General features: G+C 71.9%; 31 protein-coding genes and 1 pseudogene. 28 read left to right on the top strand and 4 right to left on the bottom strand.

Annotation, left to right across the window (positions count from 1 at the left end; genetic code table 11):
• The 4 genes and pseudogenes from AB0I76_RS03360 to AB0I76_RS03345 all read left to right on the top strand — a co-directional run.
• Positions 1-94 (top strand): annotated as a pseudogene (locus AB0I76_RS03360) (GTP cyclohydrolase I FolE); the annotation flags it as partial.
• Positions 95-180: 86 nt separating this feature from the next.
• A complete protein-coding gene (locus tag AB0I76_RS03355; protein WP_357029299.1) occupies positions 181-1437 on the top strand; it encodes a DUF4173 domain-containing protein in 1257 nt (418 codons plus the stop codon).
• Positions 1438-1590: 153 nt separating this feature from the next.
• Positions 1591-1941 carry a hypothetical protein gene (locus tag AB0I76_RS03350; protein ID WP_357029305.1) on the top strand — a complete coding sequence of 117 codons (351 nt, stop codon included), beginning with the start codon at positions 1591-1593 and terminating at the stop codon, positions 1939-1941.
• A gap of 1 nt (position 1942) precedes the next feature.
• Complete coding sequence (locus AB0I76_RS03345; RefSeq protein ID WP_357029297.1) at positions 1943-3601, top strand: cation acetate symporter; 1659 nt, start codon at positions 1943-1945, stop codon at positions 3599-3601.
• Positions 3602-3689: 88 nt separating this feature from the next.
• Here the strand turns inward: AB0I76_RS03345 and AB0I76_RS03340 are convergent, their stop codons facing one another.
• Complete coding sequence (locus AB0I76_RS03340) at positions 3690-4517, bottom strand: hypothetical protein (RefSeq protein ID WP_357029294.1); 828 nt, start codon at positions 4515-4517, stop codon at positions 3690-3692.
• Complete coding sequence (locus AB0I76_RS03335; RefSeq protein ID WP_357029291.1) at positions 4510-5010, bottom strand: SigE family RNA polymerase sigma factor; 501 nt, start codon at positions 5008-5010, stop codon at positions 4510-4512. Before AB0I76_RS03335 ends, AB0I76_RS03340 begins: the two co-directional genes overlap by 8 nt.
• 118 nt (positions 5011-5128) lie before the next feature.
• Here AB0I76_RS03335 and AB0I76_RS03330 point away from each other — a divergent pair, with 118 nt between their 5' ends.
• The 9 genes from AB0I76_RS03330 (at position 5129) to AB0I76_RS03290 (ending at position 10718) form a co-directional block, all read left to right on the top strand.
• The gene (locus AB0I76_RS03330; RefSeq protein ID WP_357029288.1) at positions 5129-5551 is read left to right on the top strand and encodes a YbaB/EbfC family nucleoid-associated protein; all 423 of its coding nucleotides are present in this window, start codon (positions 5129-5131) and stop codon (positions 5549-5551) included.
• 4 nt (positions 5552-5555) lie between these two features.
• A complete protein-coding gene (locus AB0I76_RS03325; RefSeq protein ID WP_357029285.1) occupies positions 5556-5873 on the top strand; it encodes a hypothetical protein in 318 nt (105 codons plus the stop codon).
• Positions 5874-5879: 6 nt separating this feature from the next.
• Positions 5880-6374 (top strand): hypothetical protein, encoded by a 495-nt coding sequence (locus AB0I76_RS03320; protein ID WP_357029282.1) that lies wholly within the window; start codon positions 5880-5882, stop codon positions 6372-6374.
• Between the two features lie 31 nt (positions 6375-6405).
• Positions 6406-6876, top strand: a complete 471-nt coding sequence (locus AB0I76_RS03315; protein ID WP_357029279.1) for an EndoU domain-containing protein — start codon at positions 6406-6408, stop codon at positions 6874-6876.
• A complete protein-coding gene (locus AB0I76_RS03310; protein ID WP_357029276.1) occupies positions 6873-7268 on the top strand; it encodes a hypothetical protein in 396 nt (131 codons plus the stop codon). Before AB0I76_RS03315 ends, AB0I76_RS03310 begins: the two co-directional genes overlap by 4 nt.
• A 2-nt stretch (positions 7269-7270) precedes the next feature.
• Complete coding sequence (locus AB0I76_RS03305) at positions 7271-7660, top strand: hypothetical protein (protein ID WP_357029273.1); 390 nt, start codon at positions 7271-7273, stop codon at positions 7658-7660.
• 135 nt (positions 7661-7795) lie between these two features.
• The gene (locus AB0I76_RS03300; RefSeq protein WP_357029270.1) at positions 7796-8560 is read left to right on the top strand and encodes an ABC transporter ATP-binding protein; all 765 of its coding nucleotides are present in this window, start codon (positions 7796-7798) and stop codon (positions 8558-8560) included.
• Positions 8545-10233: an ABC transporter permease gene (locus AB0I76_RS03295; RefSeq protein ID WP_357029267.1), complete on the top strand. Its 1689-nt coding sequence runs from the start codon at positions 8545-8547 to the stop codon at positions 10231-10233. Before AB0I76_RS03300 ends, AB0I76_RS03295 begins: the two co-directional genes overlap by 16 nt.
• A complete protein-coding gene (locus AB0I76_RS03290) occupies positions 10233-10718 on the top strand; it encodes an SRPBCC family protein (RefSeq protein WP_357029264.1) in 486 nt (161 codons plus the stop codon). The genes AB0I76_RS03295 and AB0I76_RS03290 overlap by 1 nt, the downstream gene beginning before the upstream one ends.
• On the opposite strand, the gene AB0I76_RS03285 is transcribed toward AB0I76_RS03290, so the two are convergent.
• Positions 10719-10997: a transcriptional regulator gene (locus tag AB0I76_RS03285; RefSeq protein WP_357029261.1), complete on the bottom strand. Its 279-nt coding sequence runs from the start codon at positions 10995-10997 to the stop codon at positions 10719-10721. It lies immediately after the preceding gene.
• 100 nt (positions 10998-11097) lie between these two features.
• Here AB0I76_RS03285 and AB0I76_RS03280 point away from each other — a divergent pair, with 100 nt between their 5' ends.
• From AB0I76_RS03280 to AB0I76_RS03225, 12 genes are all read left to right on the top strand, one after another.
• Positions 11098-11721, top strand: a complete 624-nt coding sequence (locus tag AB0I76_RS03280) for a flavin reductase family protein (protein WP_357029258.1) — start codon at positions 11098-11100, stop codon at positions 11719-11721.
• A 168-nt stretch (positions 11722-11889) separates the two neighbouring features.
• Positions 11890-12258: a DUF485 domain-containing protein gene (locus tag AB0I76_RS03275; RefSeq protein WP_357029255.1), complete on the top strand. Its 369-nt coding sequence runs from the start codon at positions 11890-11892 to the stop codon at positions 12256-12258.
• On the top strand, positions 12236-13909 hold the full coding sequence (locus AB0I76_RS03270) for a cation acetate symporter (RefSeq protein ID WP_357029252.1): 1674 nt from the start codon (positions 12236-12238) through the stop codon (positions 13907-13909). Before AB0I76_RS03275 ends, AB0I76_RS03270 begins: the two co-directional genes overlap by 23 nt.
• A gap of 84 nt (positions 13910-13993) precedes the next feature.
• Positions 13994-14971 (top strand): NAD-dependent epimerase/dehydratase family protein, encoded by a 978-nt coding sequence (locus AB0I76_RS03265; protein WP_357029249.1) that lies wholly within the window; start codon positions 13994-13996, stop codon positions 14969-14971.
• 77 nt (positions 14972-15048) lie between these two features.
• Positions 15049-16275: an LCP family protein gene (locus AB0I76_RS03260; RefSeq protein WP_357029246.1), complete on the top strand. Its 1227-nt coding sequence runs from the start codon at positions 15049-15051 to the stop codon at positions 16273-16275.
• Between the two features lie 214 nt (positions 16276-16489).
• Complete coding sequence (locus tag AB0I76_RS03255) at positions 16490-17746, top strand: LCP family protein (RefSeq protein WP_357029244.1); 1257 nt, start codon at positions 16490-16492, stop codon at positions 17744-17746.
• 208 nt (positions 17747-17954) lie between these two features.
• A complete protein-coding gene (locus AB0I76_RS03250; RefSeq protein ID WP_357029241.1) occupies positions 17955-18872 on the top strand; it encodes an LCP family protein in 918 nt (305 codons plus the stop codon).
• A 65-nt stretch (positions 18873-18937) separates the two neighbouring features.
• Complete coding sequence (locus tag AB0I76_RS03245) at positions 18938-19273, top strand: rhodanese-like domain-containing protein (RefSeq protein WP_357029238.1); 336 nt, start codon at positions 18938-18940, stop codon at positions 19271-19273.
• 13 nt (positions 19274-19286) lie between these two features.
• Positions 19287-20078, top strand: a complete 792-nt coding sequence (locus tag AB0I76_RS03240; RefSeq protein WP_357029236.1) for a glycerophosphodiester phosphodiesterase family protein — start codon at positions 19287-19289, stop codon at positions 20076-20078.
• A gap of 51 nt (positions 20079-20129) precedes the next feature.
• Positions 20130-21587, top strand: a complete 1458-nt coding sequence (locus tag AB0I76_RS03235; RefSeq protein WP_357029233.1) for a PAS domain-containing sensor histidine kinase — start codon at positions 20130-20132, stop codon at positions 21585-21587.
• 66 nt (positions 21588-21653) lie between these two features.
• Entirely contained in the window at positions 21654-22070 is a 417-nt protein-coding gene (locus AB0I76_RS03230; protein WP_357029231.1) for an ATP-binding protein, read from the top strand.
• Between the two features lie 50 nt (positions 22071-22120).
• The gene (locus tag AB0I76_RS03225) at positions 22121-23005 is read left to right on the top strand and encodes a DUF5926 family protein (protein WP_357029228.1); all 885 of its coding nucleotides are present in this window, start codon (positions 22121-22123) and stop codon (positions 23003-23005) included.
• Positions 23006-23023: 18 nt separating this feature from the next.
• On the opposite strand, the gene AB0I76_RS03220 is transcribed toward AB0I76_RS03225, so the two are convergent.
• Positions 23024-24190 (bottom strand): arginine deiminase, encoded by a 1167-nt coding sequence (locus tag AB0I76_RS03220; RefSeq protein ID WP_357029302.1) that lies wholly within the window; start codon positions 24188-24190, stop codon positions 23024-23026.
• Between the two features lie 208 nt (positions 24191-24398).
• On the opposite strand from AB0I76_RS03220, the gene AB0I76_RS03215 reads away from it, so the two are divergent.
• From AB0I76_RS03215 to AB0I76_RS03205, 3 genes are all read left to right on the top strand, one after another.
• Positions 24399-25139 (top strand): hypothetical protein, encoded by a 741-nt coding sequence (locus AB0I76_RS03215; RefSeq protein ID WP_357029225.1) that lies wholly within the window; start codon positions 24399-24401, stop codon positions 25137-25139.
• 176 nt (positions 25140-25315) lie between these two features.
• Complete coding sequence (locus AB0I76_RS03210) at positions 25316-25774, top strand: hypothetical protein (protein WP_357029222.1); 459 nt, start codon at positions 25316-25318, stop codon at positions 25772-25774.
• A 75-nt stretch (positions 25775-25849) separates the two neighbouring features.
• Entirely contained in the window at positions 25850-26239 is a 390-nt protein-coding gene (locus tag AB0I76_RS03205) for an ACT domain-containing protein (RefSeq protein ID WP_357029219.1), read from the top strand.
• Positions 26240-26443: the final 204 nt, after the last annotated feature.

Here is a 26443-nt window from a genome sequence, read left to right as displayed (position 1 = left end):
CGGCCTCCGGGTCGACCCGGCCCAGGTGCTCACCACCACCTTCGAGGCCAACCACGAGGAGCTGGTGCTCGTCCGGGACATCGACGTGATGAGCCGCCACGGGTCGAGGTGGGACGGCCGGCCCCCGGATCGGCCGTCCGTCCCGGCGCCACGGGGGCACCGGGGCGGACGACACGGCTGGTGTGGGCTCTCGCCACGGTCGCGCTGGTCTCCGTCGGTACGGTCCGGTCAGCCGGCTGGTTGTTCGTCCTCTGCCTGCTGGCCGCGGCGGCGACGGCCACGCTCGCGGTCAGCGGTGGACGTACGCCACTGGGCATGCTGATGGCGGCGTTGCTGCCACCGGTGGCCGCGTTCCGCGCCCTGCCCTGGGCGGCGCGGGGGCTCGCCGACCGGCGGGCCGGCACGGGCGGCGGGGGCGGTGTGGCCCGGAGCCTGGCCAGCGTTGCCGTGTCACTCGGCCTGCTGGTCCTGTTCGGGTTGCTGTTCTCCTCGGCCGACGCGGTCTTCGCCGACCTGGTCGCCGACGTGCTGCCGGACGTCTCCCCGCCCGGTGTGGTGGCGTGGGCCTTCCGGTTCCTGGTAATCGGGGCGGGCCTGCTCGGTGGCGCGTACCTGCTGGCCCGGCCACCGGACCTCGGCGGCCTGCGGGCGGCACCGGCCCGGTCGGTCCGGCGGATGGAGTGGGTGCTGCCGCTGGCGCTTCTCGACGCGCTCTTCGCCGCGTTCGTGCTGGTGCAGGTCACCGTGCTGTTCGGCGGCTCGGACCACGTGCTGGGCGCAGCCGGGCCCACCTACGCCCAGTACGCCCGCAGCGGTTTCTGGCAACTGCTGGCGGTCTCCGCCCTCACCCTGCTGGTGATCGGCGGGGCGGTCCGCTGGGCACCGCGCGACCGCACCGCCGACCGAACCCTCATCCGGGTCCTGCTGGGTGGGCTCACGCTGCTCAGCCTCGTGATCGTGGCATCGGCGCTCTACCGGATGAACGTGTACGCCGACGCGTACGGCGCGACGCGGCTGCGACTGGTGGTGGCGGCGGTGGAACTCTGGCTCGGCCTGCTCTTCGTGCTGGTCGGGGTGGCGGTGCTCCGGCTCCGGGCGGGGTGGCTTCCCCGGCTGGTGCTGGGCACGGCGGTGCTCGCCCTGCTGGGCCTCGCGGTGGTGAACCCGGACCACCTGATCGCCGAGCGCAACGTCGACCGGCACCGGGAGACCGGCCGGGTCGACGCCGGCTACCTGGCCGGGCTCTCCGCCGACGCCGTGCCCGCCCTGGACCGGCTGCCCGAGCCGCTGCGCTCGTGCGCCCTCAGGGAGATCGCCGGGGAGTTGCCCGACGACGGAATCCGGACGTGGAACCTGGGGCGGGCACGGGCGCGGGCGCTGCTCGCCGCCGAGCCACCGCGGGGGAACGTGGTCACCTGCCCGTACCCGCGCTGGTGACGGGCGCCCCGCCCTTGACAATCGCGCTGGTCGGGCGAGACTGCCGGGGTGGCCGCCGCCGACGATCCCGTCCGGGCGCCCCGTGCGGCAGACCGCCCGGGAGCGCCGGACCAGCGACGGCCGCACCGGGACGAGGCGGTCACGAGGACGCGGGTGGTGCTGGCCGAGGTGTCCCGACGGCAGGACCGGGCGGAACGCACCCGCGCCGAACTGGCGGAGCAGACCCGGATCGGCGAGACGCTGGTCCGGGGACTGGTCCGCGCGCAACTGGCGCTCGCGCTGCGGCTGTCGCTGGTGGTGCTGATCGGTCTCGGGGGGCTGCCCTGGCTCTTCGCCATCGCGCCCTCGGTCGGCCGGGTCACCGTGCTCGGGGTGAACCTGCCGTGGCTGCTGCTCGGGGTGGTGTCCTTCCCGTTCCTCGTCCTCGTGGGGTGGGCGTACGTGCGGTGGGCCGAGCGCAACGAGCAGGACTTCACCGACCTGGTCCAGCGGCCGGAGCGCTGAGATGGACAACGAGTACGTCGTCCCGGCGATCGTGGCGGTCACCCTGGTCACGGTCGGCATCGGCTTCTACGGTCTACGGCTGGCACGCACCACGTCGGACTTCCTGGTCGCCTCCCGGACGGTCAGCCCGACATGGAACGCCGCCGCGATCGGCGGGGAGTACCTGTCGGCGGCGAGCTTCCTCGGCGTCGCCGGCCTGATCCTCAAGTACGGCGTCGACGTCCTCTGGTACCCGGTCGGTTTCGCCGCCGGCTACCTGGCGCTGCTGCTGTTCGTGGCCGCACCGCTGCGCCGCTCCGGCGCGTTCACCCTGCCCGACTTCTGCGAGCTGCGGCTCGGCTCGCGGCGGCTGCGCACCCTGGCCACCGTCTTCGTGATCTTCATCGGCTGGCTGTACCTGGTGCCGCAGCTCCAGGGGGCGGGACTGACGCTGGCCACGCTGACCGGGGCCGCGTACCCGGTGGGTGCCCTGGTGGTGGCCGCCGTGGTGACCGCGAACGTGGCGCTCGGCGGCATGCGGGCGATCACCTTCGTCCAGGCGTTCCAGTACTGGCTGAAGCTGACCGCGCTCGCCGTACCGGCGATCTTCCTGGCACTGCAGTGGCAGGCCGACGCCCGCCCGGCGGTGACCCCGCCCGACGGGCCGACGTTCCGGACCGCGACCACCGTCGTGGTCTCCGACCGCGCGACCCTCACCCTGCCCGACGGCCGGGTCCAGGAGGTACGCCCCGGCGACGAGGTGTCCTTCGCCGCCGGGGAACCGGTGCCGGAGGTCTCCGGCGTGGCGACCGACGCCGCCGACTGGCTGCTGCCCAGCACCGTGGGGGACGACGATCGGGGACTCTTCGCCACGTACTCGCTCATCCTGGCGACGTTCCTCGGCACAATGGGCCTTCCCCACGTGCTCGTACGCTTCTACACCAACCCGGACGGCGCCGCCGCCCGCCGGACCACGCTGGTCGTGCTCGCCCTGGTCGGCGCCTTCTACCTGCTGCCCACCATCTACGGGGTGCTCGGCCGGATCTACACCCCACAACTGCTCGTCACCGGGCAGACCGACGCGGTGGTGGTGCTCCTGCCGGGCGCGGCCCTCGGCGACGGCACCACCGGTCGGCTGCTCGCCGCGCTGGTCGCGGCCGGTGCGTTCGCCGCCTTCATGTCCACCTCGTCCGGGCTGCTCACCAGCGTCGCCGGGGTGATCTCCACGGACGTGCTCGGGCGCGGCTCGGTGCGGGGCTTCCGGCTGGCCACCGTGATCGCCGGGTCGGTGCCGGCGGTCCTCGCGCTGAACGTCTCGGGCCTGGACGTCTCGCAGGTCGTCGGCCTGGCCTTCGCCGTCGCCGCGTCCAGCTTCTGCCCGTTGCTGGTGCTCGGGATCTGGTGGCGGGGTTTGACCGACCTCGGCGCCGCCGCCGGGGTGCTGGTCGGCGGCGGAGCCGCGGTCGGGGCCGTGCTGGTGACGGTGCTGGGGCCACCGCTGTCCGGGTGGCCGGCCACACTGACCACGCAGCCGGCCGCCTGGACAGTGCCCCTGGCGTTCACCGTGATGGTGGCGGTGTCGATGGTGACCCGCCGCCGCGTCCCGTCCGACGTGGGCCCCACGATGCTCCGCCTGCACGCCCCCGAAGCCCTTCGCCTGCAAGGAAGGGCACCTTCTTAACGCCTCCGGTAGAGGACGAAGGGGCCGGCGGCGCTCCGGCGCAGCATGCTCCGCCGGCCCCTTCGCCAGGGCCCCCTGTTAACACCTGTCAGCAGGCGTTGGTACCGGCGCAGAGGCGCTCGGCGGCCCGCTGCGCGAGCGGCTTGGCACCGTCCAACGTCGTGCTCCTACCCAGCCAGATCTCCGCGACCAGGTCACCCTGCCGGAGGACGAGCCAGCTGGTGAAGACACCCTCGGACTCCTGGGCGACCAGCAGCGACTGGTCGCCGACGAAGTTCCGTTCCCAGAGGGAGAACTCCGGCTGGCACCTGGTCACCAGCCGAACGAATCGGCGCACCTCGACCTCCGCCTCGGCCCCGGTGTACCGGCGTACCCGTTCGATGACCGTCCTGTCACCGTCGGCCCGGAACACCACACCCCGTTCGGCCTGGTGGTCGACGGTCGACGGCGGTGGGCTGTTGGTGCACCGGGTGGCGACGGCGTCGAGGCTCCAGTCCCCGTCCAGGTCGTCCCCGGCTGGTCGGTAGCCGGACGGCAGGTCCGAGGCACGGAGCAGTGCGGCCACGGGAACCGCCGAACCGCCGGCACCCGACGGTCGGCCGCTGGTGGACGGCGAAGCGGACGGCGAGGCGCTCGGCGAGGGCTCCCCGGTCGGCGTCGGGTTCCCGGTGGGCGACGGGATCCCACTCGAGGACGTTCGAGACGCTGCGGGAGGAGGCAGCGGGGAGTTGTCCGTACGACCGGCCACGGCGACTCCGCCGGTGGCGACCACGGCGACGGCCACGGCGCTGGACAGCCCGGCGGCGATCCGGGTACGCCGGGTGCGCTGTCGGGCACGCCGGAGCACCTGCTCGGTGGAGGACCACGTCAGGTGCTCGGTGTCCCGGTAGAGGTCGGAGAAGATTGGGTCAGGCATGGCAAGCCTCCTCGGAGAGGGTCGTGTCGAGCAGGACGGCCAGGGCCTTGCGGCCCCGGGCGAGGCGGGCCTTGACGGTGCCGGGCGGCGTGTTCGTCTGCGCCGCGATATCGGCGACCGACAGGTCGGCCAGGTGGTGCAGGACGATGGCCTGCCGCTGTTCGGCGGGGAGTTGGCGCAGCGCCGCCACCAGGGCCACCGTGTTTTCCGACGGTGGGCCGGCGTGCGGGTCGGGCCCGTGCCGGCGGTACGCGACGATCCCGTTGCGGATCTTGCGCCAACGGTTGACCAGAAGGCGGTAGGCGACGGTGCGGACCCACGCCTCCGGGTCGCCGTACGTGCTGATCGTCGACCAGCGCTGCCACGCTCGCGCGTACGCCTCCTGCGCGGCGTCCTGGGCCTCCCCCAGGTCACCGCCGAGCGCGTAGAGCACCGTCACGGTGCGGTGTCTGCTGGTCCGGTAGAACTCCCCGAACCCGTCGTCTGTGTCCAACGGCCCTCCCCCGATCGGATCCTGTCCGTTTCACCCCCGACCGGCGCGACCGGTTGCATCCACAGGGGACCGCTCAGGGGGCTGAACGAAGTGTGAGGCGATGGCTACACTCCCGGGCGTGACGCACCCCTCCGAACTCAACAGATCGATCAGCGACATGCTGGCCGCGCTCGGGCGTTCCACCGTGGATGGTCCCGGAGCTGCTCCCGAGCCCTCGGCCGACGTGCGCGGTGTGGGCGAGGCGGCGGACGGCATGGTCCGGGTCGTGGCGGTGCCGGGTGGCGAGGTCGAGAGCCTGTGGATCGACCCGCGCCTCATGCGTACGCCGTCGGAGACCCTCGCCGAGGAGATCCGGCTCGCCACCAACGCCGCGCTCGCCGACCTGCGTACGGCGCTGGCCGGGGCGGTCACGCCGCCGGACACGGCGGCCGTGCTCGCCCAGCTCCAGGAGGTGCAGCGCACCGCCGTACCGCAGTTGCAGGGCTTCATCGACGCGCTGACCGACGTGCAGGAACGGCTCGCCTCCGGTCGGCGGCCCTGACGTGGTGCGCGCCATCGACCCGGACGGGTTGCGCGCCGCCGGCACCAGCCTGCAGGACGTTTCCGACCAGTTCCTCACCGAGCTGCGGACGTTCCTGGCCGACCTGTCCGCCTTGGGCGCCCCCTGGGGTGACGACGAGATCGGCGGGCTGATCGGCGCGGCGTGCGAGGAGGTCACCGCGTACGCGGCGGAGTGCTTCGAGTCGGTGATGGAGGAGCTGGGCGTGGTCGGCGTCGACCTGAACCGGATGGCGTACCTCCACGAGGTGAACGAGCAGGCGATCGCCGAGGGGTTCACCGGGCTCGGCCAGGGGCTGGGGTGAGCTGACGTGGGGCTGCAACTGCCGGGAGAGCTGATCACCGTGCTCGGCATGATCGGGTACGACTGGCCGCGCTCGGACGAGACGGCACTGTTCGAGATGGGGCAACGCTGGCTGGAGTTCAGCGGGACCATGCAGACGTTGACCGCGCAGGCCCAGCAGGCGGCGGCGCAGGTCACCGCCGGTAACGCCGGTGCCGACATCGACGCGTTCCAGGGCTACTGGACGGAGCACGAAGGGCCCATCCCCGTGCTGGAGGACGGGGCCCTCGCGGCCGTCCTGGCCGGCACCGGCCTCATGATCACTGGGGCGATCGTGCTGGCGCTGAAGATCCAGGTGATCGTGCAGCTGGCGATCCTGGCGATCCAGATCGCCCAGGCGGTGGCGACCGCCGCCGTGAGCTTCGGAGCCACCCTCGCCGAGATCCCCGTCTTCCAGATGATCACCCGGGAGATCGTCGGTCTGCTGATCGACCAGGTGATCACCATGCTGCTCGATGGGTAGGCGGGCCCGCGGCGGCGTCATCCGGACCGCGATGTCCTACCTGCGGCAGCAGAAGAGGCGGGCCAGGACCGGGCAGCGGCGCGACGCGATGACTCCGGAACGACTCCGGCACACCATGGTCGGCGAACGGGACGGCCGCGCTTCCGGCTGGCACCACCGGCCCGGCGGCATCGACCCACCCGGCGCAAAGCTGATCGAGATCACGGCCCGCGACCGCAAGACCGGCGTGTACCGCGGCGAGGTGGCGTTCCAGAACCGCCGCACAGGCGAATGGCGACAGAAGCGCGGTGGTAGCACCTTCTTCCCGGACGGATGGACGCCGGAACAGGTCGACCGTGCCGTCACTCGCGCCTTCGACGCACCGGACGTCGTCAAGGACCCGAAGTCAGGTCGTTGGTCGGCAACGTTCCGAGGTATCAACCTTGAAGGCTTCTACGACCCGGTGAGTGGCAAACTCAGCCACGGCTATCCCGTCCTGCGTCGTGCTGGAGGCACCCCGTGAGCGCCATCGAGTTCTACTGGACCGAGACCGGGCGGGCCGAGTACCGCGCGAAGGATTCGAGGCTCGACTGCATCGGCATGTGGCTGGTGGGAGACGTACAGGCCGATCACAGCACCTGCCTCGATCTCCTTGCGGACCTGGATGACATCGCCAACGGCCGCAAGGAGACCGAGAGCTGGGAGGGCAACGCCTGGGCCGCCGAACTCAGCGCACAGGGCGTCGACCTGCAGAACCTCTGGCGCGACGCACTCTCGGCCCACTACACCCTCGCCGAGACACGCCGGATCGCCGACCAGTACTGGCGGCTCCTGGCTGGCGAGCCGGAGCGCGGACCAGCGCTGGCACGGTGGGAGGAGCGCAACGGACGCCGGCACCCCTACCCCGGGCTGTAGGGATGGAGATCGAGTTCTACTGGAACACGAACGGGTGCGCCGAGTTCCGTGCCGACGAGCGGCTCCGTTACTTCGGGATGTGGTTGACCGACGACATCCAGTCAGTCCACGAGTTGTGCCTGGACCTGCTGGCCGACCTGCACGACATCGCCTTCGGTCGCAAGGAGACCGAAAGCTGGGAGGGCAACGCCTGGGCCGCCGAGCTGAGCGCCGAGGGAGTCGACCTCGGGTGCCTCTGGAACGAGGCGCTCCGGACCCACTACCCACTTCCCGAAGCTCGGCGGGTCGTGGAGCAGTACTGGCGGCTGCTCACCGACGACCCGGACCGGGATCGGGCGTTCGCCGAGTGGGAGAAGGACAACGGCCGGCCACATCCGGTCATCGGGCGGTAGATCCACTCAATGTCATTGAAGTCGGGCTGAAAACGTGAGGCGGACACCCCGACTTCAATGATGTCGAGTCGATCATTGCCTGGAGCCCACCTGCCGGGATCCGCGATGTGGCCGTCGCCGGATACGGTCTGACGCATGACTGGTGAGCACCCCGCCCTGGCGCTACGGGGCCTGGCGAAGCGCTTCGACAGCAAGGTGGCCGTGGCCGGCGTCGACCTGGACGTGCCGGCCGGGTCCTTCTACGGGCTGCTGGGCCCGAACGGGGCCGGCAAGACCACCACCCTGTCGATGGCGGTGGGCCTGCTCCGGCCGGACGCCGGCTCCGCCACGGTGCTCGGTCACGACGTGTGGGCGGATCCGGTACGGGCGAAGCAGCTGCTCGGCGTGATGCCGGACGGCGTACGCCTCTTCGACCGGCTGAGCGGCGCGGAGCTGCTGGCGTACCACGGTCTGTTGCGCGGCATGGACCCGGCGGTCGTCGACCGGCGGGCGGCGGAGCTGCTCGACGTGCTCGCGCTCGGTGACGCCGGGCGGACCCTGGTGGTCGACTACTCGGCGGGCATGAAGAAGAAGATCGGCCTGGCGTGCGCGCTGCTGCACGGCCCCCGGCTGCTCGTGCTGGACGAGCCGTTCGAGGCGGTCGACCCGGTGTCCGGCGCGCTGATCCGCGACATCCTCCAGCGGTACGTGGCGGGCGGCGGCACGGTGGTCTTCTCCAGCCACGTGATGGAGGTGGTGGAGCGGCTCTGCACCCACGTGGCGATCCTCGCCGCCGGCACCATCAAGCGGGTCGGCACCCTGACCGAGGTACGCGGGGACCGCTCGCTGGAGCAGGTCTTCGTCGAGGTGGTCGGAGGCCGTACGGCGACCGGCGAGGAGCTGGCGTGGCTGTCACGGTGAATGCACCGGCCGAGCCGACCCGCCCGGTCTCGGCCCGGCACTTCGTCCGACTGAAGCTGCGGGTGCTGCGCAACAACTTCCGCGGCCAGGGGTGGCGGATCGCGATGTTCGTGGTCGGCTCGCTGGTCGGGTTGCAGTTCGCCGCCGTCGGGTTCCTCCTCTTCGCCCTGCCGGGGCTGACCGACGGGGAGGTGTCCGCGCAGCTGGTCGCCGCCTTCGGCGGCGGGCTGATCGTGCTGGGCTGGCTGCTGCTACCGCTGGTCTTCTTCGGCGTGGACGAGACGCTCGATCCGGCCCGGTTCGCGCTGCTGCCCCTGTCCCGCCGAACTCTGGTGACCGGCCTGTTCGCGGCGGCTCTGGTGAGCGTGCCGACGGTGGCGGTGCTGTTGGCGCTCGCCGGCCTGGTGGTCACCGCCGGGGCGCTCGGCGGCTGGTCCGCGGCCGGAGTGCAGGCGGTCGGGGTGGTGGCCGGGCTGTTGCTCTGCGTGGCTGCCGCGCGGGCGGTCACCAGCGCGTTGGCGAGCATGCTGCGGTCCCGCCGGGTCCGTGACCTGGCCGCCGTCCTGCTGGCCGTGCTCGCCGCGCTACTCGGGCCGTTGCAGCTGGCGGGCGTGGCCGCGATGCAGGAGACCGACTGGGACCGGTTGACCCCCGTCGCCGAGGTGATCGGGTGGACGCCCTTCGGCGCGCCGTGGACCGCCGGCATCGATCTGGCCCAGGGCCGGGTCTGGGCCGCCCCGGTCAAGCTGCTGATCACCGTGGCGGCGATCGTGGCACTGCTCGCCTGGTGGTCCCGGTCCCTGGAGTCGGCGATGGTCGGCGCGGCCACCTCGGGTCCGGCCCCGGCCGCCCGGACGGCCACCGGTGGCCCCGTCGCCCAACTCTTCCCCCGCGCGGTGGGCTGGCTACGGCGGGACCGCTTCGGCGCGCTGGTCGCCCGGGAGACCCGCTACTGGTGGCGGGACGCACGGCGCCGGGCCAACCTCATCACGCTCGCGGTGGTCGGGCTCTTCGTCCCCGCGATGGTCAACTTCGGTGGCTCCGGCTTCACCGTCGACGAGCAGGGTTTCACCACCACCGGCGAGTCGTCGCCCGTGCTGGTCAGCCTCTCGATGGTCTTCGTCGGCGTGCTCGCGGCCGTCACCCTGGCCAACCAGTTCGGCTTCGACGGCAGCGCGTACGCGGCGAACGTGGTCGCGGGCGTACCGGGCCAGGTGGAGCTGCGCGCCCGGATGGCCGCGTTCTCCCTCTACGTGCTGCCGCTGGTGGTGGCGATCTCGCTGGCGCTCGCCCTGATCCTCGGCGAGCCGGGCTGGATCGGGCTGACCGCCGGCAGCCTGCTCGCCACGTACGGCGCGGGGCTGGCGGTGAACACCTTCCTGTCGGTGCTCGGCGCGTACTCCCTGCCGGAGACCAGCAACCCGTTCGCCATGAACTCCGGCGCCGGGGTGGCCCGCAGCTTCCTCACCCTGCTGTCGATGCTCGCCTCGGCCGTCGCGGCGGTGCCGATGGTGGTGGCCGCCGCGCTGCTCGGCGACCTGTGGCTGTGGGTGGCCCTGCCGGTCGGCGCGGCGTATGGGCTGGGTGCGGCGCTGCTCGGCGCGTACCTCGCCGGAGACGTCCTCGACCGTCGCCAACCGGAACTGCTCGCCACCGTCACCCCCCGCCGCTGATGCCGGTCGTCGAGGCGGCGGTAACCGTTCCGGTCCCCCCGGACGTGGCCTTCGCCGTGTCCCAGACGACGGCGCCGGTCCGCTACCGGTGGGATCCGTTCGTCCGCGAGCAGCATTTCACCGGTGGGGCGACCCGTCCCGGCAAGGGTGTCCGCACCTTCACCCGATCCCGGCACGGGCTGACCATGATCAGCGAGTACGTCTCGTTCGCGCCTCCCACCAACGTCGGCATGAAGATGGTGCGCGGGCCGTGGTTCTTCGAGATGTTTGCCGGCGGGTGGCGGTTCGCGCCCGCCCCGGAACCGGGCCACACCGTGGCCACCTGGCGGTACAGCTTCCGCTGCCGGCCGGCGTACCTGCGTCCGCTCGCCGACCGGGTCGGGACGTGGCTGCTGCGCCGGGACATCCGCCGACGCATCGCCGGCTACGCCGCCGGCTGCGTCGACCTCGAGGTCCTCGCCGCCGCCCGCCGCACTCTCGACTGATCAGGCCGGCGTACGGGGACCTGGCACGCCCTCGCGCCGGCGCAGGAACGCGTGCAGGCCGCCGCCGAGCTGGCTGACGGTGAGCAGGTCCCAGCCGTGCTCGGTGAGCAGGTCGGCGGCGGCAAGGAGCTGAGCCAGGTTCTCACCGTGAAAGCCGGCGTGGGCGACCATCGCCAGGTGCCGGTGCGGGTACGCCGCCAGGTCGAACTCCTCGGCGAGGACGGCGGCGGCGGTGACGACGCGGACGTTCGCGACGTGCTCGGGACTCACGCGGGACATGCCCGCACGGTAGAGCGTGGGGTGGGGTTCCGTCAGCCCCCGATCAGTCCGGCGGACGGAGACGGAGTTGCCGAGAGGCTGATGTCTGGGTGACATGATCATGTCTCCCAGACATCAGGCTCGTCGCACTCACCTGCCACCGGCCGACCTGCACCGGCGCTTCCTCGGCTGGGCCCGGTCGAGGGACGGCACAATGTTTCACGTGAATCCAGAGCCGGGCGCCGAGATCCACCACACCGACCCGTTCGCCGTACCCGCCGACCAGCGTTCCCCCGTACGCCGGCTTCGGGGCCGACTGGCGTCGCCGGTGACCCTCTGGACGGCGCCCGGGCCGGCGGGCCTGACGGTGTCCTCGACGCTGGTCGCGGAGGGTGAGCCGGACCGCCTCCTCGGCCTGATCGACGCGGAGTCGGACCTGTGGGCGGCGGTCGAGGAGGCGGGCCGGTTCGCGGTGGCGCCGCTCGGCCCGGCGCACCGCCAGTTGGCCGACCGGTTCGCCGGTCTCTTCCCGTCCCCCGGCGGGCTCTTCGCGGCCGGCGCGTGGACCGAGACCCCCTACGGCCCGGTGCCGACCGACGCCGGCGGGTGGGCGGGGTGCCGGCTCGACACGGCCCGGGAGTACGGGTGGGCGCTGCTGGTCGAGGCCACCGTCGAGGCCGTCGAGCTGGTCGAGGAGACGGATCCGCTGCTGCACTACCGGGGCCGGTACCGCGAGCTGACGTGAGCCCCCGCCGGCCGTACCGTTCACCGGAGTGACCCAGGTCACTCGGCGCAGCCATGCTGCCGTTCGGCGCAGCCGTCGACCGACGCCGATCTCGGCCTTCCCCGGCGGGGAGCGCGCTTTCTACCGTGCGCGAAACTCCCCGATGCCTGTGAAGGTGGTGATCCACAGATGTCCACGGACACACCCCCGGCCACACCCGCCGCGTCAACGGCGGAGCGGTACGTCGCCGTTCAACGGTCCGACGAGTTCGCCGGGTTGCGGCGCGCGCTGCGCGGCTTCATCTTCCCGATGACCGTCGCGTTCTTCCTGTGGTACGCGCTCTACGTGATCCTGTCCGCGTACGCACGGGACTTCATGGGCACGAAGCTGGTCGGCAACATCAACGTCGCCCTGGTCTTCGGTCTGCTCCAGTTCGTCTCCACGTTCCTGATCGCCTGGCTCTACTCCCGGTACGCCGACCGGAAGATCGACCCGGTCGCCGACCGGATCCGCGCGGAGATGGGAGAGGTGACCCATGAGCATGGTCCTCGCGGCTGAGGCGGGCGACACCACCGCCCGGAACCTCACCATCACGCTGTTCCTGGTCTTCGTGGCGGTGACCCTGGCCATCACCATCTGGGCCAGCCGGCAGACCAAGACCGCCACCGACTTCTACGCGGGCGGCCGGTCCTTCTCCGGCTTCCAGAACGGCATGGCGATCGGCGGCGACTACATGTCGGCGGCCTCGTTCCTCGGCATCGCCGGCATCATCGCGCTGTACGGCTACGACGGCTTCCTCTACTCGATCGGCTTCCTGGTCGCCTGGCTGGTGGCCCTGCTGCTGGTCGCGGAACTGCTGCGGAACTCCGGCCGCTACACGATGGCCGACGTGCTGGCGTTCCGGATGCGGCAGCGCCCGGTGCGTACGGCGGCGGCGGTCTCCACGATCACCGTGTCGATCTTCTACCTGCTGGCCCAGATGGTCGGCGCGGGCGCGCTGGTCGCGCTGCTGCTGGGCATCAAGCCGGGTACGACCTTCCTCGGCATGGACGCGGACGCCGCGAAGATCGCCACCATCATCATGGTCGGCGCCCTGATGATCATCTACGTCACCGTGGGCGGGATGAAGGGCACCACCTACGTGCAGATCGTCAAGGCGTTCCTGCTCATGGGCGGCGCAACGATCATGACGGTGCTGGTGCTGGCGAAGTACAACTTCAACCTGTCGTCGCTGCTCGGCGACGCCGCCGCCTCGTCCGGCAAGGGGTCGGCGTTCCTCGAACCGGGACTGCGGTACGGCGTCGAGGTGGCCGGCAACGCGACCCAGACCTTCTACAACAAGGTGGACCTGCTGTCACTCGGCATCGCGCTGGTGCTCGGGACCGCCGGCCTGCCGCACATCCTGATCCGCTTCTACACGGTCCCGACGGCGAAGGCCGCCCGCAAGAGCGTGCTGTGGGCGATCGGCATCATCGGCACGTTCTACCTGCTCACCCTGGCGCTCGGCTTCGGCGCGGCGGCACTGGTCGGCAGCGAGGCGATCACCGCCCAGGACAAGGCCGGCAACACCGCCGCACCACAGTTGGCCGAACGGCTCGGCATCGACTTCCTCGGGGGTGACCTGGGCGGGGCCACCCTGCTCGCCATCATCGCCGCGGTCGCGTTCGCCACCATCCTGGCGGTGGTGGCCGGCCTGACGCTGGCGTCGTCGTCCAGCCTGGCCCACGACTTCTACGCCAACGTGCTGCGGAACGGCCAGGCGTCGGAGCGGCAGGAGGTGGCGGTCGCCCGGATCTCCGCGCTGGGGATCGGCGCGGTCTCGATCGCCCTGTCGATCTTCGCGCAGAACCTGAACGTGGCCTTCCTGGTGGCGCTGGCCTTCGCGGTCGCCGCGTCGGGCAACCTGCCGGCGATCCTCTACAGCCTGTTCTGGAAGCGGTTCAACACCTCCGGCGCGGTGTGGGCGATCTACGGCGGCCTGCTCGCCGCCGTGCTCCTGGTGTTCTTCTCGCCGGTGGTGTCCGGGGCACCCACCTCGATGTTCCCCAACCAGGACTGGCAATGGTTCCCGCTGTCCAACCCGGGCATCCTGTCCATCCCGTTCGGCTTCCTCTGCGGCTGGATCGGGACGGTCATCTCCAAGGAGCGTGACGACGACAAGTACGCCGAGCTGGAGGTCCGTTCCCTGACCGGAGCCGGCGCGCACTGACCCGCACCGCTTGTTGAGAGGGGCCCCCTGTACAACGCCAGGCGTTGTCAGGGGGCCCCTCCTTACACCGGTAGGCTGGCGCCCATGAAGGTTGCTGAACGATTCGGACCCGGCCACCGCATCCTCGTCACCGGCGGCGCCGGCTTCGTCCCGTCACACCTCGTGGACGTACTGATCGCCCGCGGCTGCACCGTGGTCGTGCTGGACAACTTCGTCACGGGGTCGAAGGAGAACGTCGCCCACCTGCTGGACAAGCCGACCTTCACCCTGGTCGAGGCGGACATCTCCGACGGCCTGCCGACCCACCACCCGGCGATCGCCGAGCGGTTCGACGCCATCCTGCACATGGCGTCACCGGCCAGCCCGACCGACTTCGAGAAGCTGCCGGTGGAGATCCTGCGCGTCGGCTCGGTGGGCACCCTGCACCTGCTGGAGCGCGCCACCGCCGACGGTGCCCGGTTCCTGATGGCCTCCACCTCCGAGGCGTACGGGGACCCGAAGGAGCACCCGCAGCGCGAGACGTACTGGGGCAACGTCAACCCGATCGGCATCCGTGCCGTCTACGACGAGGCGAAGCGCTTCTCCGAGGCCGCCACCATGGCGTACCACCGCAGCCGAGGGCTGGACGCGGCCATCGTCCGGATCTTCAACACGTACGGTCCGCGGATGCGCCCGGACGACGGCCGGGCCATCCCGACCTTCATCTCGCAGGCCCTGCGCAACGAGCCGATCACCGTGCACGGCACCGGCAACCAGACCCGCTCGATCTGCTACGTGGCCGACCTGGTCCGGGGGATCCTGCTGCTGCTGGACTCGACCGAGACCGGGCCGATCAACTGCGGCACCGAGAACGAGATGACCATGCGGCAACTGGCCGAGACGATCGTGTCACTGTCCGGAAGCGCCTCCGAGGTGACCTACGTCACCCGCAGCGCCGACGACCCGGAGATGCGCCGGCCCGACCTGACGCTCGCCCGTGAGCTGCTCGGATACGAGCCGGAGGTTTCGCCCTCCGACGGCCTGCGGCGCACGATCGAGTACTTCCGCGAGCGGCTAGGGTAGCCGCCGCCCGGATCCGGTCCACCCACTCCGGCTCCGCTTCGGGGCGACACTGGCCCGACCTACGTACCCTGAGTTACATGTCAGCGACCACGCCAGCCGGTGTCCCGCTCCCGTACCTGCACCGCAGCGCCGGGCGCGCGTCGGTGCCCGGCTCCGGCCGGGACGCCGGGCGCGCCGGGCCGGCGGACGCCCGCTGGTACCCGTCGTACGACACGCCGCAGGGCGGCGGCCCAGGTGGCCCCGGCGGGCCGTCCGGCCCCGAGGGTCCGGGCGGTCCGGGCGGTCCCGGTCGCCGTGGCCCGCGTCCACGCTGGGGCCGGATCGGCCTGGTGGCCGGCGTGGCGGTGCTGGTGCTGGCGCTGCTCGGTGGGATCGGCGCCTGGTTCTACGCCCGCGGCCTCAACAACGACCTGGCCCGCACCGACCCGTTCTCGGAGATCACCGGCGGACGCCCGGCCAAGGCCGTCGACGGTGCACTCAACATCCTGATGGTCGGCACCGACTCCCGGGATCCGGACGCACCGGTCGACCAGAAGAGCCAGTGGCGCGCCGACACGATCATCGTGATGCACATCCCGAGCAACCACCAGGAGGCCTACCTGGTGTCCATCCCCCGCGACCTCTACGTGCCGATCCCGGAGGGCGCGAACGCCGAGTGCGGCTCGGGCCAGCGCGGCAAGGTCAACGCCGCCTTCGCCTTCGGTGGCCTGCCGCTGGCCGTACGGACCGTCGAGTGCTTCACCGACGTCCGGATGGACCACGTGATGGCGATCGACTTCGCCGGTTTCAAGCAGGTCACCGACGCTCTCGGCGGCGTGGACCTCAAGGTGGAGCGGACGGTCACCTCGATCCACAAGCCGTACCGGACCTTCACCAAGGGCGTCAACCACATGGACGGCGCCGAGGCACTGGACTGGATCCGGCAGCGCAAGCAGTTCCCCAACGGTGACTTCGACCGGATGCGGCACCAGCAGGAGTTCCTCCGCGCGTTGATGGACAAGGCGGCGAGCACCGGCACGCTGACCAACCCGAAGAAGCTGAACGCGTTCCTGAAGTCGGTGACCGCGGCGGTGACCGTCGACGAGGGCTTCTCGCTCGTCGACATGGCGCTCCAGTTCCGCAATCTGCGCGGTGAGAACCTGACCTTCGTGACCAGCCCGCACAACGGCAGCCAGACGATCAACGGCGAGTCGGTCGTGGTCTCCGACCGGGAGAAGGCGCTGGGGATGTACAAGGCGATGGCCGCCGACACCATGACCGACTGGGTGAAGGCCAACCAGAAGACGGACAGCGCCGGCGGCTGACGCCGCACCGGCACGCACCGACGTCGATACCGATCGGCGGTTCGCCCTCTCGAGCGGGGACGCCAGCCGCCGATCGGTCGTATTGACCTGGACGATCGGCCAGATCGCCGGGACAACGGCTGGACAACGGGAATTGTCCGCGCGATGACCTCGCCAGGACGGAAAAGCGTCCGTACAGTGGTGCCGCCCCCCGACCACGCGAACTGGAGCAAGCATGCCGGTTCAGACCAGCGGTCGCCCGCCGGCGCTGGAGCCATCCCGCCCGTCCGCCCGAACCTCCGTCGGTATCCCCCACCAGCCCGTTCCGGGCGGGAGACCGACCGGCACCGCGTACGGCCGGCCCCCCGGCGGCACGCCCGACGCTCCGTCGAAGCGCCAGCGCAAGCGTCGCAAGGATCCGCTCTGGGCTCGCATCACGCTGATCGTCGGCGCCGTGCTGATGGTGACCAGCGGCGTCGCGATCGTCGGCAGCAAGGCGGTGATCGGTCAGGCCACCAGCAACATCGCCCAGGGCAATCTCCTCGGCGACGCGGGGAAGTCCGACGCCGAGGGCGGCGCGAGCCTCAAGGGCCCGATCGACATGCTGCTGCTCGGTGTGGACGCCCGCCAGTCGTGGGCCGCCGACGACGTGCGGGCGGACAGCATCATCGTGCTGCACATCCCGGCCACCCACGACCAGGCCTACCTGATCTCGATCCCCCGGGACACCGAGGCCGAGATCCCCGCGTTCGCCAAGAGTGGCTGGAACGGGGGCGTCGACAAGATCAATGCCGCCTTCCAGCACGGCGCCAAGAACGGCGGGGGCTGGGAGGGTGGAGCCCAGTTGATGGCGCAGACCATCAAGAAGCTCACCGGGGTCAGTTTCGACGGCGCGGCGATCATCAACTTCGGCGGTTTCAAGAAGATCATCGACTCCCTGGGCTCGGTGCGCATCTGCGTCAGCCAGGAGGTCACGTCGTACCACATGTCGTACGTCGACGGTAAGCCGATGTGGAACGCGGACGCCAAGAAGACCGGCAAGGAACGAACCCCGGTGGTGCACAAGAAGGGCTGCCGGGAGATGGAGGGCTGGGCGGCGCTGGACTACTCCCGGCAGCGCTACGGCCTGACGGGCGGCGACTACGCGCGCCAGCAGAACCAGCAGCAGCTGATCAAGGCGATGGCCAAGAAGGCCAGCCAGAACGGCACGCTGACCAATCCGATCAAGCTGAACGGGCTGATCAAGGCGGCCGGCGAGGCGTTCATGCTGGACACCGGCGGTGTGCCGGTGGCCGACTTCGTCTTCACGATGCGCGGGGTCAGCGGCAGCGACCTGACGATGCTGCGCACCAACGGCGGCACCTTCAACGGCAACTCGAACAACCGGGAAGCCCTCAGCGAGCAGACCCTCGAGATGTTCCGGGCCGTCCGGCAGGACAAGCTGGCCGACTTCGTGGTCGCCAACCCCGAGGTGCTCTCCACCCGCAAGTAGGGCGGGGAATTCCCGGAACCCTGCTGACGCAGCGCGACCGCCCCGTAGCCTGGCGTGAAGATTGTTCACGCCAGGCTAGGGAGGCACCACGTCCAGGTCGGGGCGGGACGGCCGGGAGCGGACCGGAGGCGTCGCGCGCGCCCGCCCCCGCTGGTCCCGGTTCCTGCTCGGCCTCGGGCTGACCCTTGTACTGCTGGCCGGTCTCGCGGTGGTCGGCCTCCGCGTGCTCCAGGACCGGTACGACCGTGTGGTCGTCGAGGAGCAACTGCTCGACCCGAGCGCCCGCCGCGACCGGACCGACCCGGACGGGCCGCTGAACTACCTCCTCGTCGGAACCGACCGCTGGCAGAGCGGCAGCGCCGAGGACCGCCGCGCCGACAGCATCCTCATCGTGCACGTCCCGGCCGGCGGACGGGAGGCGTTCCTGGTCTCCGTCCCCCGCGACCTGCTGGTCCCCATCCCCGCCCGCCGGGGCTACGGCGGCGGACAGGACAAGATCAATGCCGCGTACGAGCACGGCGGGGGCGGGATGGGCGGCACCCAACTGCTCTCGGCCACCCTGTCCCGGCTGACCGGGATCCGCTTCGACGGCGCCGCCCTGGTCGACTTCTCCGGCTTCCGCAAGGTCATCGACCTCCTCGGCGGTGTCCGCATGTGCGTCGACACCGAGGTCCGGTCGGTCCACACCGACCGGGTCTTCAGCCCCGGCTGCCGGCAGATGAACGGCGGTGAGGCCCTCGACTACGTACGCCAGCGCTACGACCTGCCGAACGGCGACTACGACCGGCAGACGCACCAGCAGCAACTGCTGCGGGCGATGCTGGACCGCGCCGGCCGAACCTCGCTGACCACCAACCCGGTCAAGCTCGACCAGCTCATCCGCGCGGTGGGCAACTCGCTGACCGTGGACACCAACGGCGTACCCCTGGAGGACCTCCTTCTCGCGCTGCGTGACCTGCCCTCGGACGCCCTGCGCGGGGTGCGGGTGCCGTCCTACCCGCAGACCATCGGTCAGGTCTCCTACGTGGTGCTGGAGAACGGCGGCGGCGGTCTGTTCGCCGCGGTCCGGGGCACCCGGATGCCGGAGTGGGCGCGCGCGAACCCGCGCTGGATCAACCAGCTCTGAGGAACCGTGGCCACGATCCGCCGCCGACCGGACCGGCCCGGCCGGAGGGTCTAGGCTTGGTGACCGTGTTCGGACCCCAGGTACCCACCGTGACCGTGCCCGAGATCGCCGACGACACCTACCTGCTCGACGTCCGGGAGGACGACGAGTGGGCCGCCGGCCACGCCCCGCAGGCCCACCACCTGCCGATGATGGAGCTGCCGGCCCGGATGGCCGAGGTGCCCGCCGACCGCGACGTGGCCGTCATCTGCCGCTCCGGCGGTCGCTCCGCGCAGGTCGTCACCTACCTCATGCGCAACGGCTGGGACCAGGTGCGCAACGTGGCGGGCGGGATGGGTGAGTGGGCCGCCGCCGGTCGACCGGTGGTCGGCCAGGACGGACAGCCGGGCCGGGTCCTGTAAGGCGGCCCACGGCATGGGTGGACCCCTGGTCTTCGCACACCGCGGCTCGTCGTACGACCTCCCGGAGCACACTCTCGCCGCGTACCTGCGCGCCCTCGACGAGGGGGCGGACGGGTTGGAGTGCGACGTCCGGCTGACCCGGGACGGGCACCTGGTGTGCGTGCACGACCGCCGGCTGGACCGCACCAGCAACGGCCGCGGGCTGGTCAGCGTGCGTACGCTCGCCGAGCTGGAGAGTCTCGACTTCGGCTCGTGGCACCCCGGCGCCGTGCCCGCCGACGGCGACGAGGTCCTCGACGACTCGCGGACCCGGCTGCTCACCCTGGAACGGCTGCTGGACGCCGTCCGCGCCGCCGGCCGGCCGGTACGGTTGCTGATCGAGACCAAGCACCCCTCGCGCTACGGTGCGCACGTCGAGCGCCGGCTGGTCGAACTGCTGCACCGCTACGGCCTCCACCGGCCCGCGCCGGACGATCCGGTCCAGGTCACGGTGATGTCCTTCTCCCCGCTGGCCGTACGCCGGATCCGCTCCTTCGCCCCCGCGCTGCCGACGGTGCTGTTGCTGGAGGTCCTTCCCCGCTGGCTGCGGCCCGGCCGGCTGCCGCTCGGCACCCGCGTCGTCGGTCCCGGCATCGCGCTGGTCCGGGCCCGTCCGGGGCTCGTGCCCGCGCTTCGGGCGGCCGGCAACCAGGTGTACGTCTGGACCGTCAACGACCCGGCGGACCTGGACCTGGTCCTGGCCGCCGGGGTGGACGGGGTCATCACGGACCGACCGGCGATGGCACTGGCCCGTCTCGGTCGGTGACCGCCCCGAGCGGGGGTGTCCGGGAGCCGGGCGAGGGGGCAGACTCTCCCCATGCCGGAGCGTATCGACTTCCCCGCCCTCGTCGCCGGCCACACCGTGGTGATCGAGATGATCAACTCCGGGGACACCGGACTCCCCGTCCTCAACCAACTCCTCCGCGTCGCCCAGTCCGCGCTCGGCGCGGCCGGCATGGCCTTCGTCGAGTTCGCGCCGACCGGAGGCCGGGTGATCGCCGCGACCGGCGCCGTCGAGTGGACCGTCGGCCGGCCGCTGCCGGTCGACGACCCGGCCACCGTCTGCCTGCTCTCCGGCGACCGGGTCCAGCAGGTCCGCACCAACCACCTCCGCGGCAAGCTCGCCGCGGAACTCGCCGGCCGGGACCTCGTCACGATGGTGGTCTCCCGGGCCGAGATCGGTGGGCTGACCGTGGGCAGCCTGCACGCGCTCTACCCGGCCGGCGGCACCGAGCCGGACGCCGGACAGCACGGGGTGATCGGTTACCTCGCCTCCTGCATCGCCCACATGTACGGCGACCAGAGCGGCCTGCCGGTGCACGGCGACGGGCCGGTCGTGGCGGCGCTCGCGGACGGCCTGGCCGTCGTCGACCGGGACAACCGGGTCCGGCTGTGGAACCCGGCCGCCGCCGAGGTCACCGGCATCGCCGCCACCCAGGCGCTCAACCAGCCACTGCCCTTCCCGCTCCCCCCGTCCGGGCAGGTCCTCGACCACCGGCTGCCGGACGGCCGCTGGCTGCGAATCACCTCCGGCGAGCTCCCCGGGCCCGGCATCCTGCGGGTGGTCACCTTCCGCGACATCACCGACCAGCAGCGCCGTGACCACGACCGGGACCTCTTCGTCGCGGTGACCAGCCACGAGCTGCGGACGCCCGTCACCGTCATCAAGGGGTACGCGGACACCCTGACCGACCACTGGGAGTCCCTGACCGAGGCGGACCGGCGGCAGGCCGCCCGCGTCATCGGACAGCGGGCGAACGAGCTGGCCCGGCTGGTGGACCGGCTGCTCTCCTCGGCCACCGGCGCGGGGCCGGGCGAGGAGCCGCCCGCGCCGTTCGACCTCGGTGACGCCCTGGCGGCCGCGATCGCCGACCTGCCCTCCGACCTGCGCCACCGGATGGTGGTCGACCTGCCGGCCGACCTGCCCAAGGCGCTCGGTCACCGGCCGAGCCTGGCCACCGTGCTGACCGAGCTGAGCACCAACGCCGGAAAGTACTCCCCACCCGACACCCCGATCACCGTCACCGCGTCCTGCGACGGGCAGACCGTCTCCTTCCGGGTCAGCGACCAGGGCATCGGCATCCGTCCGGAGCACGTGGAACGCGCCTTCGACCGGTTCTGGCAGGGCGAGTCCGGGGACCGCCGTCGCTACCCGGGCGCCGGACTGGGTCTCTACCTCGTCCGCCGGATCGTTGAACTACAGAATGGATGGGTATCCCTCCGACCGAGGGCCGCTGGCGGTACGGTCGCAGAGGTGCGGCTGCCCCGCGGGTGACCGGTGGTGGCCACGGGGGCGTGGAGGGGCGAGGTGTCGACGCGAGCGTCCGAACGAGCATGGTGCGTGGTGGTGCCTCACCACGGCACGGGAGCGCGGCTGGCCCGGCACCGGCTCGCCGCCGAACTGGCCCCGATCGTCCCGGCGAGCCGACTGGCCGACCTGGTCGCGGTCCTGGCCGAGCTGGTCGGCAACGCGGTCCGGCACGCCGACCCGCTGCCCGGCGGGGTGATCCGGGTGTCGTGGCGACTGGGGGCGTCCCCGGACGGCCAGCGGATCCTGCTCCGGGTGACCGACGGCGGCGCCGGTGCGGGCCCCAAGATCCGGGCCGCCGACCCGGAGGCCGCCGACGGCCGCGGCCTGCACATCGTCTCCGGGCTGGCCAGCCGCTGGGGAGTCGAGCGGGACGGCCTCGGCCAGAGCGTCTGGGCCGAGTTCGACCCGGTCGCCGCACCCCGTCCGGACCTGGTGGTCGCCGGCTGAAGGCGGGTCCTCCCCACCCGGCCCGCTCCCGGCCTCTAGGCTGTCTCGCCGTGAGCAAGCGTCGAAAGAGCCAGCGAGCAGCGGACACCACCCCGAAGCGGGAGAAGGTTCGCGACATCTTCGTCCCCCGACCGTTCGAGGGGTTGGCCGACGAACCGGAGTGGATCGCCCTGCGCGAGCTCGTGCCGGCCGCCTCGGCCCCGCTGAAGCTGACCCCCGCGCTGGTGGAGGAGTTCGGCGACCGCGAGGTGGTCCTGGCCACCGTGCTCCCGATGGCCGCGCCGGCCATGACGAAGCCGGACGGTCGGGTCTTCATCGGCCTCCAGCGCCACCAGCAGTCCGGTGACGTCTCCCGCGACCTGGCCGAGGCGCTGCTGTGCGCGCTGCGTACCGAGCCGGGCGGCCAGGTCGCCGTACCGCCGATGCCCGGCCCCGGTCCTCGGCTCCAGGACATCCTGGTGGACGGGCCGCTGGAGATCACGATGCACGACGGCTTCGAGTTCTGGCTCGACCCGGGCGCGGCCGACGATCCGACCGTGCAGGCGTCCCTGGAGCGGGCGAACGCGGCGATCTACCCGACCGTCCGGCTGGCCGCCGCGCGGGCCGCGTACTGGTGCCAGGTCCCGGAGAAGGCGCACGTGCGCTGGGTGCTCCCGGACGACGAGGACGCCGCCCTGGACGCGCTGGCCCGGCTCAGCGTCGCCGGCACCCTCACCCTCGGCGAGGGGACGAAGTTCGCCGGCATGTTCCGCGCCCACGGACGGCTGGTCCCCGTCTGGGACCTGCCCGAGGACGTCCCGGCCGCCGACTGGGAGCAGCCGGTCGCCGACTTCGCCAAGCGGTACGCCGAGGCTCTCGCCGACGCCACCGGCCTGGACGCCGCCGGTCGCCGCGCCCGGCACGGCCTCCTCGGCCGCCAACTGACCCTCCGCTGACCGCGCGGCGCCCCTTCCTCACCCCCGGAGGGGGTCGCGGACGAGGGGGCAGGACATGCAGCGCGGGCCGCCCCGGCCCGAGCCCAGCTCCGAGCTGGCGATGGGGATGACCTCGATGCCGGCGCGTTCGAGCTGCGCGTTGGTCTCGGTGTTGCGTTCGTAGCCGACGCAGAGCCGGGGCGCGAGGGCGAGGGTGTTGTTGCCGTCGTCCCACTGCTCGCGTTCCGCCGTGACCGGGTCGAGGCCCGTGTCGATCACCCGGAGCTGGTCCAGGTCCATCGCGTCGGCGGCGGCCCGCAGGAACGGCGCCGGGCCGTCCACCCGCGGATTCTCGCCGTCCGCGCCGGCGATGACGGTGTACGCCATGAGCGTGCTGGCGATGTTCGGGTACATCAGCACGGTATCGACGTCGACCATGGTGCAGACGGTGTCCAGGTGCATGGTCGCCCGCTCCTGCGCGATCGGTACGACCAGGATGGTGTGCGCCAGGCCGGCGGCGAAGACCTGTCGGGCGAGGCGCTCCGCGCCGGCCGGGGTGGTCCGCTCGCCCACGCCCACGGCGAGCACCCCGGGGGCGAGCAGCAGCACGTCGCCGCCCTCCAGGTGTTCCAGTTCGGGGTGGTAGACGAACTCGGTGCCGGCGAAGCGGGGATGGTGCCGGTAGATGGCGTCGGTCAGCGTGGTCTCCCGCCGCCGCGCCGGCATGGCGAGGCTGGTCACGCCGACCCGGTCACCGATCCACACCGAGGAGTCCCGGGTGAAGAGCAGGTTCGGCAGCGGGTCGATGACGAAGTCGTGCCGGTCCATCAGGGTGTAGACCAGGCCGCCCGGGCGGTCCCGGCTGATCCGCAGTTCCTCGTGCGCCAGCCCGGCGATCAGCACGTCGGCCAACGCGACCGGGTCCAGGTAGGCCAGGTGGTCGGCGACGCGGGCCCGCAGGGAGTCGCCGAGGCGGGGTGAGCGCAGCACCTCCTCGGTGAGTTCGGCGCGCGCGTCCGCGACGGCGAGTGTCTCGGCCAGGAGGGTGGCGAGGTAGAGGACCTCGACGCCGCGCTCGCGCAGGGCGGTGGCGAAGGCGTCGTGTTCCTCCTGCGCGCGGCCCACCCAGGGGATGGCGTCGAAGAGGAGCGAGTCGTTGTTGCGCGGGGTCAGCCGGGCGAGTTCCGGGCCGGGGCGGTGCAGCATCACCGTGCCCAGCCGGGCGACCTCGCTGTCCACGTAGTGGGTCACGCCTCGCAGCGTAGGCAGGGTTTGGCGGTATCCGGTAAAACAACTGTGGATGAATATGGCATTCATCCGCACTCACTCCGGCGCTCCAACTTGCCGACCCGGGGGAGTAGCAACGTAGGGTAGTGAGAAGATAACTTCGAGGGACCTTTTGCCGGAGGTCGCGATGACTGTCTTTCCCGCTCGTCGAACCGTACCGTCCGCCCGGGCACTGCCGCCCGCGGCGGTGCCACACCCCCGCGCGGAGAGCGTCGGGGTCCTCGCGCCGGTCCGTCCGTCCCCGTTGGAGTGGGCGCGCCGGCGGCGCGCCGAACGGGGCGCACGGCGGTTGGAGGCGGCCGGCGCGCGGGCGCTCGGCCAGCTCGACCACCTCGGTCCGGCCTGGCACGTGATCGAGTGGCCGCGCACCGACGTGAGCGACCTCCTGCTGGAGACCGGCCAGGACGACCGGGCCGGCTTCCTCGCCATCGGCCCGAGTGGGCTCTTCGCGGTCACCATCGCCGACCACGGCCGGGCTCGGGTGCTGGTGGCTGGTGACGTGGTGCAGATCAACGGCAAGCGCCCCCCGTACGTGGCCGAGGCCCGGCGGGACGCCAAGCGGGCCAGCAAGGCCCTCTCCCAGGCCGTGGGGCTGCCGATCCCGGTGACGCCGGTGCTGACGTTCGTCGGCTCCGGCGTCATCAGCGTGTACGGCCTGCCCAAGGACTGCCTCATGGCCACCCACCGCGAGCTGGACCGCCTGCTCGTGGCCGGAGGCAGCCGGATCAGCCCGGCCACCGCCGAGAAGCTCTCCCGGGTCGCGCAGCACCCGTCCACGTGGATGAACGGCACGTACCGTCCCGCTGCCGACTACCGGTGGTACGAGGAGGGCCGAACGGCCACTGACAAGCCGGCCGGCCGGCGGTAACGTCAGCCGCGACGCCACGCGGCCCGGATGCGGTCGGCACCCGTCGGTCGCGCCGTCGCCGGCCGCTCGGCCCGGGCACCCGGCACCACCGGCGGTCCGGCGACTCCAGCGCGGCCTGCGGCCCGCAGTCGTGACCGGCTAGCGTGGACATACCGTCGGTGTACATAGGAGGCGCGGTGGCCCACGTCGAACTCTCGCTCTCGGAAGCGTTCGTGCCGGCGGCAGGGACATCGACGGAGCAGGAGTCCGACAACTTCGGGCAGTGGTCGGCGACCGTCTCCCGCGCCGAGGAGCCGTGCCTCCTCATCGACGCCGAGACCAAGGTGGTGGCGGTCTCCGCCTCCGGCTGCGAGCTGCTCTGCCTGGGCGCCCCGGAGGACCTCGTCGGGTTTCCGCTGCTGGACGGGGGCCTGCGGCTGCTCGACTTCACCGCCAACCCCCGTGAGCTGACCGAGGCTGAGATCGACAAGATCCCCCCGATGCTGGCCCTCACCTCCGGTCGCCTCGCGCGCGGGCTGCTCCGCATCCAGGCGGCCTCGGAGGACGACCACGACGCGACCGTCGACGCGATCTCCACGCCGGTGCTCAGCGACGGGAGGGTCGCCGGATCCCTCACGTTCTTCTCCGAGGTCTGACCTGCGACCCGGTGTGGCGTTCGACGCACGCGGCGAAGCTGGGGCGGGCGCTCACCGAGGCCGTAAGGTGCCCTCATGCTCGATATCGCTCTGCTGCCGGGGGAGTACGCCGTGTGCCGCCTGGCGGCCGCCTCCTCCCTGCCGCCCACCCTCCCGGGCGGCCTGAGCGACGGTGACGTCGTGACGGTCAGTTGGACCGCCGACGGGATCTCGGTGATCTGTCCGGCCGACCGGGCACCCGAACAGGCCGTGGTGGAGACCTCCTGGCGGTGCCTGCGGGTGTCGGGCCCGCTGGACCTCGCCGTGTCCGGCACCCTGGCGTCGCTGGTGGATCCGATGGCCGCGGCCCGCGTCAGCGTGGTTGCCTTCTCCACGTACGACACCGACTACCTGCTGGTTCCCGCCGTACGGCTGAGCGAGGCCGTCATCGCGTTGGAGCGCGCCGGGCACCGCGTGCTCACCTGACCTTCACCCCGCCGCCCGATCCTCCTACGATGGGCTCGGCCACCCCCGGCCGCAGCGACGTTCCCCGATATCTCCCCGAGGACCGGTCCGTGCCGCCCACCCTGTTCCGCCGGTCCACACCGTGCCGGCGTCCGCACCCGCCTCCCCGACCGGTCCGGCTCGCCGTCGTCGCGGCGCTGGCCGTGACGACGGCCGGCGGCTGTG

Origin of the sequence: Micromonospora sp. NPDC049799, from assembly GCF_040656655.1 — a bacterium.
Classification (GTDB): Bacteria; Actinomycetota; Actinomycetes; order Mycobacteriales; family Micromonosporaceae; genus Micromonospora.
Note: the sequence above shows the minus strand (reverse complement) of the source record. Positions and strands in the feature narration are given on the sequence as shown.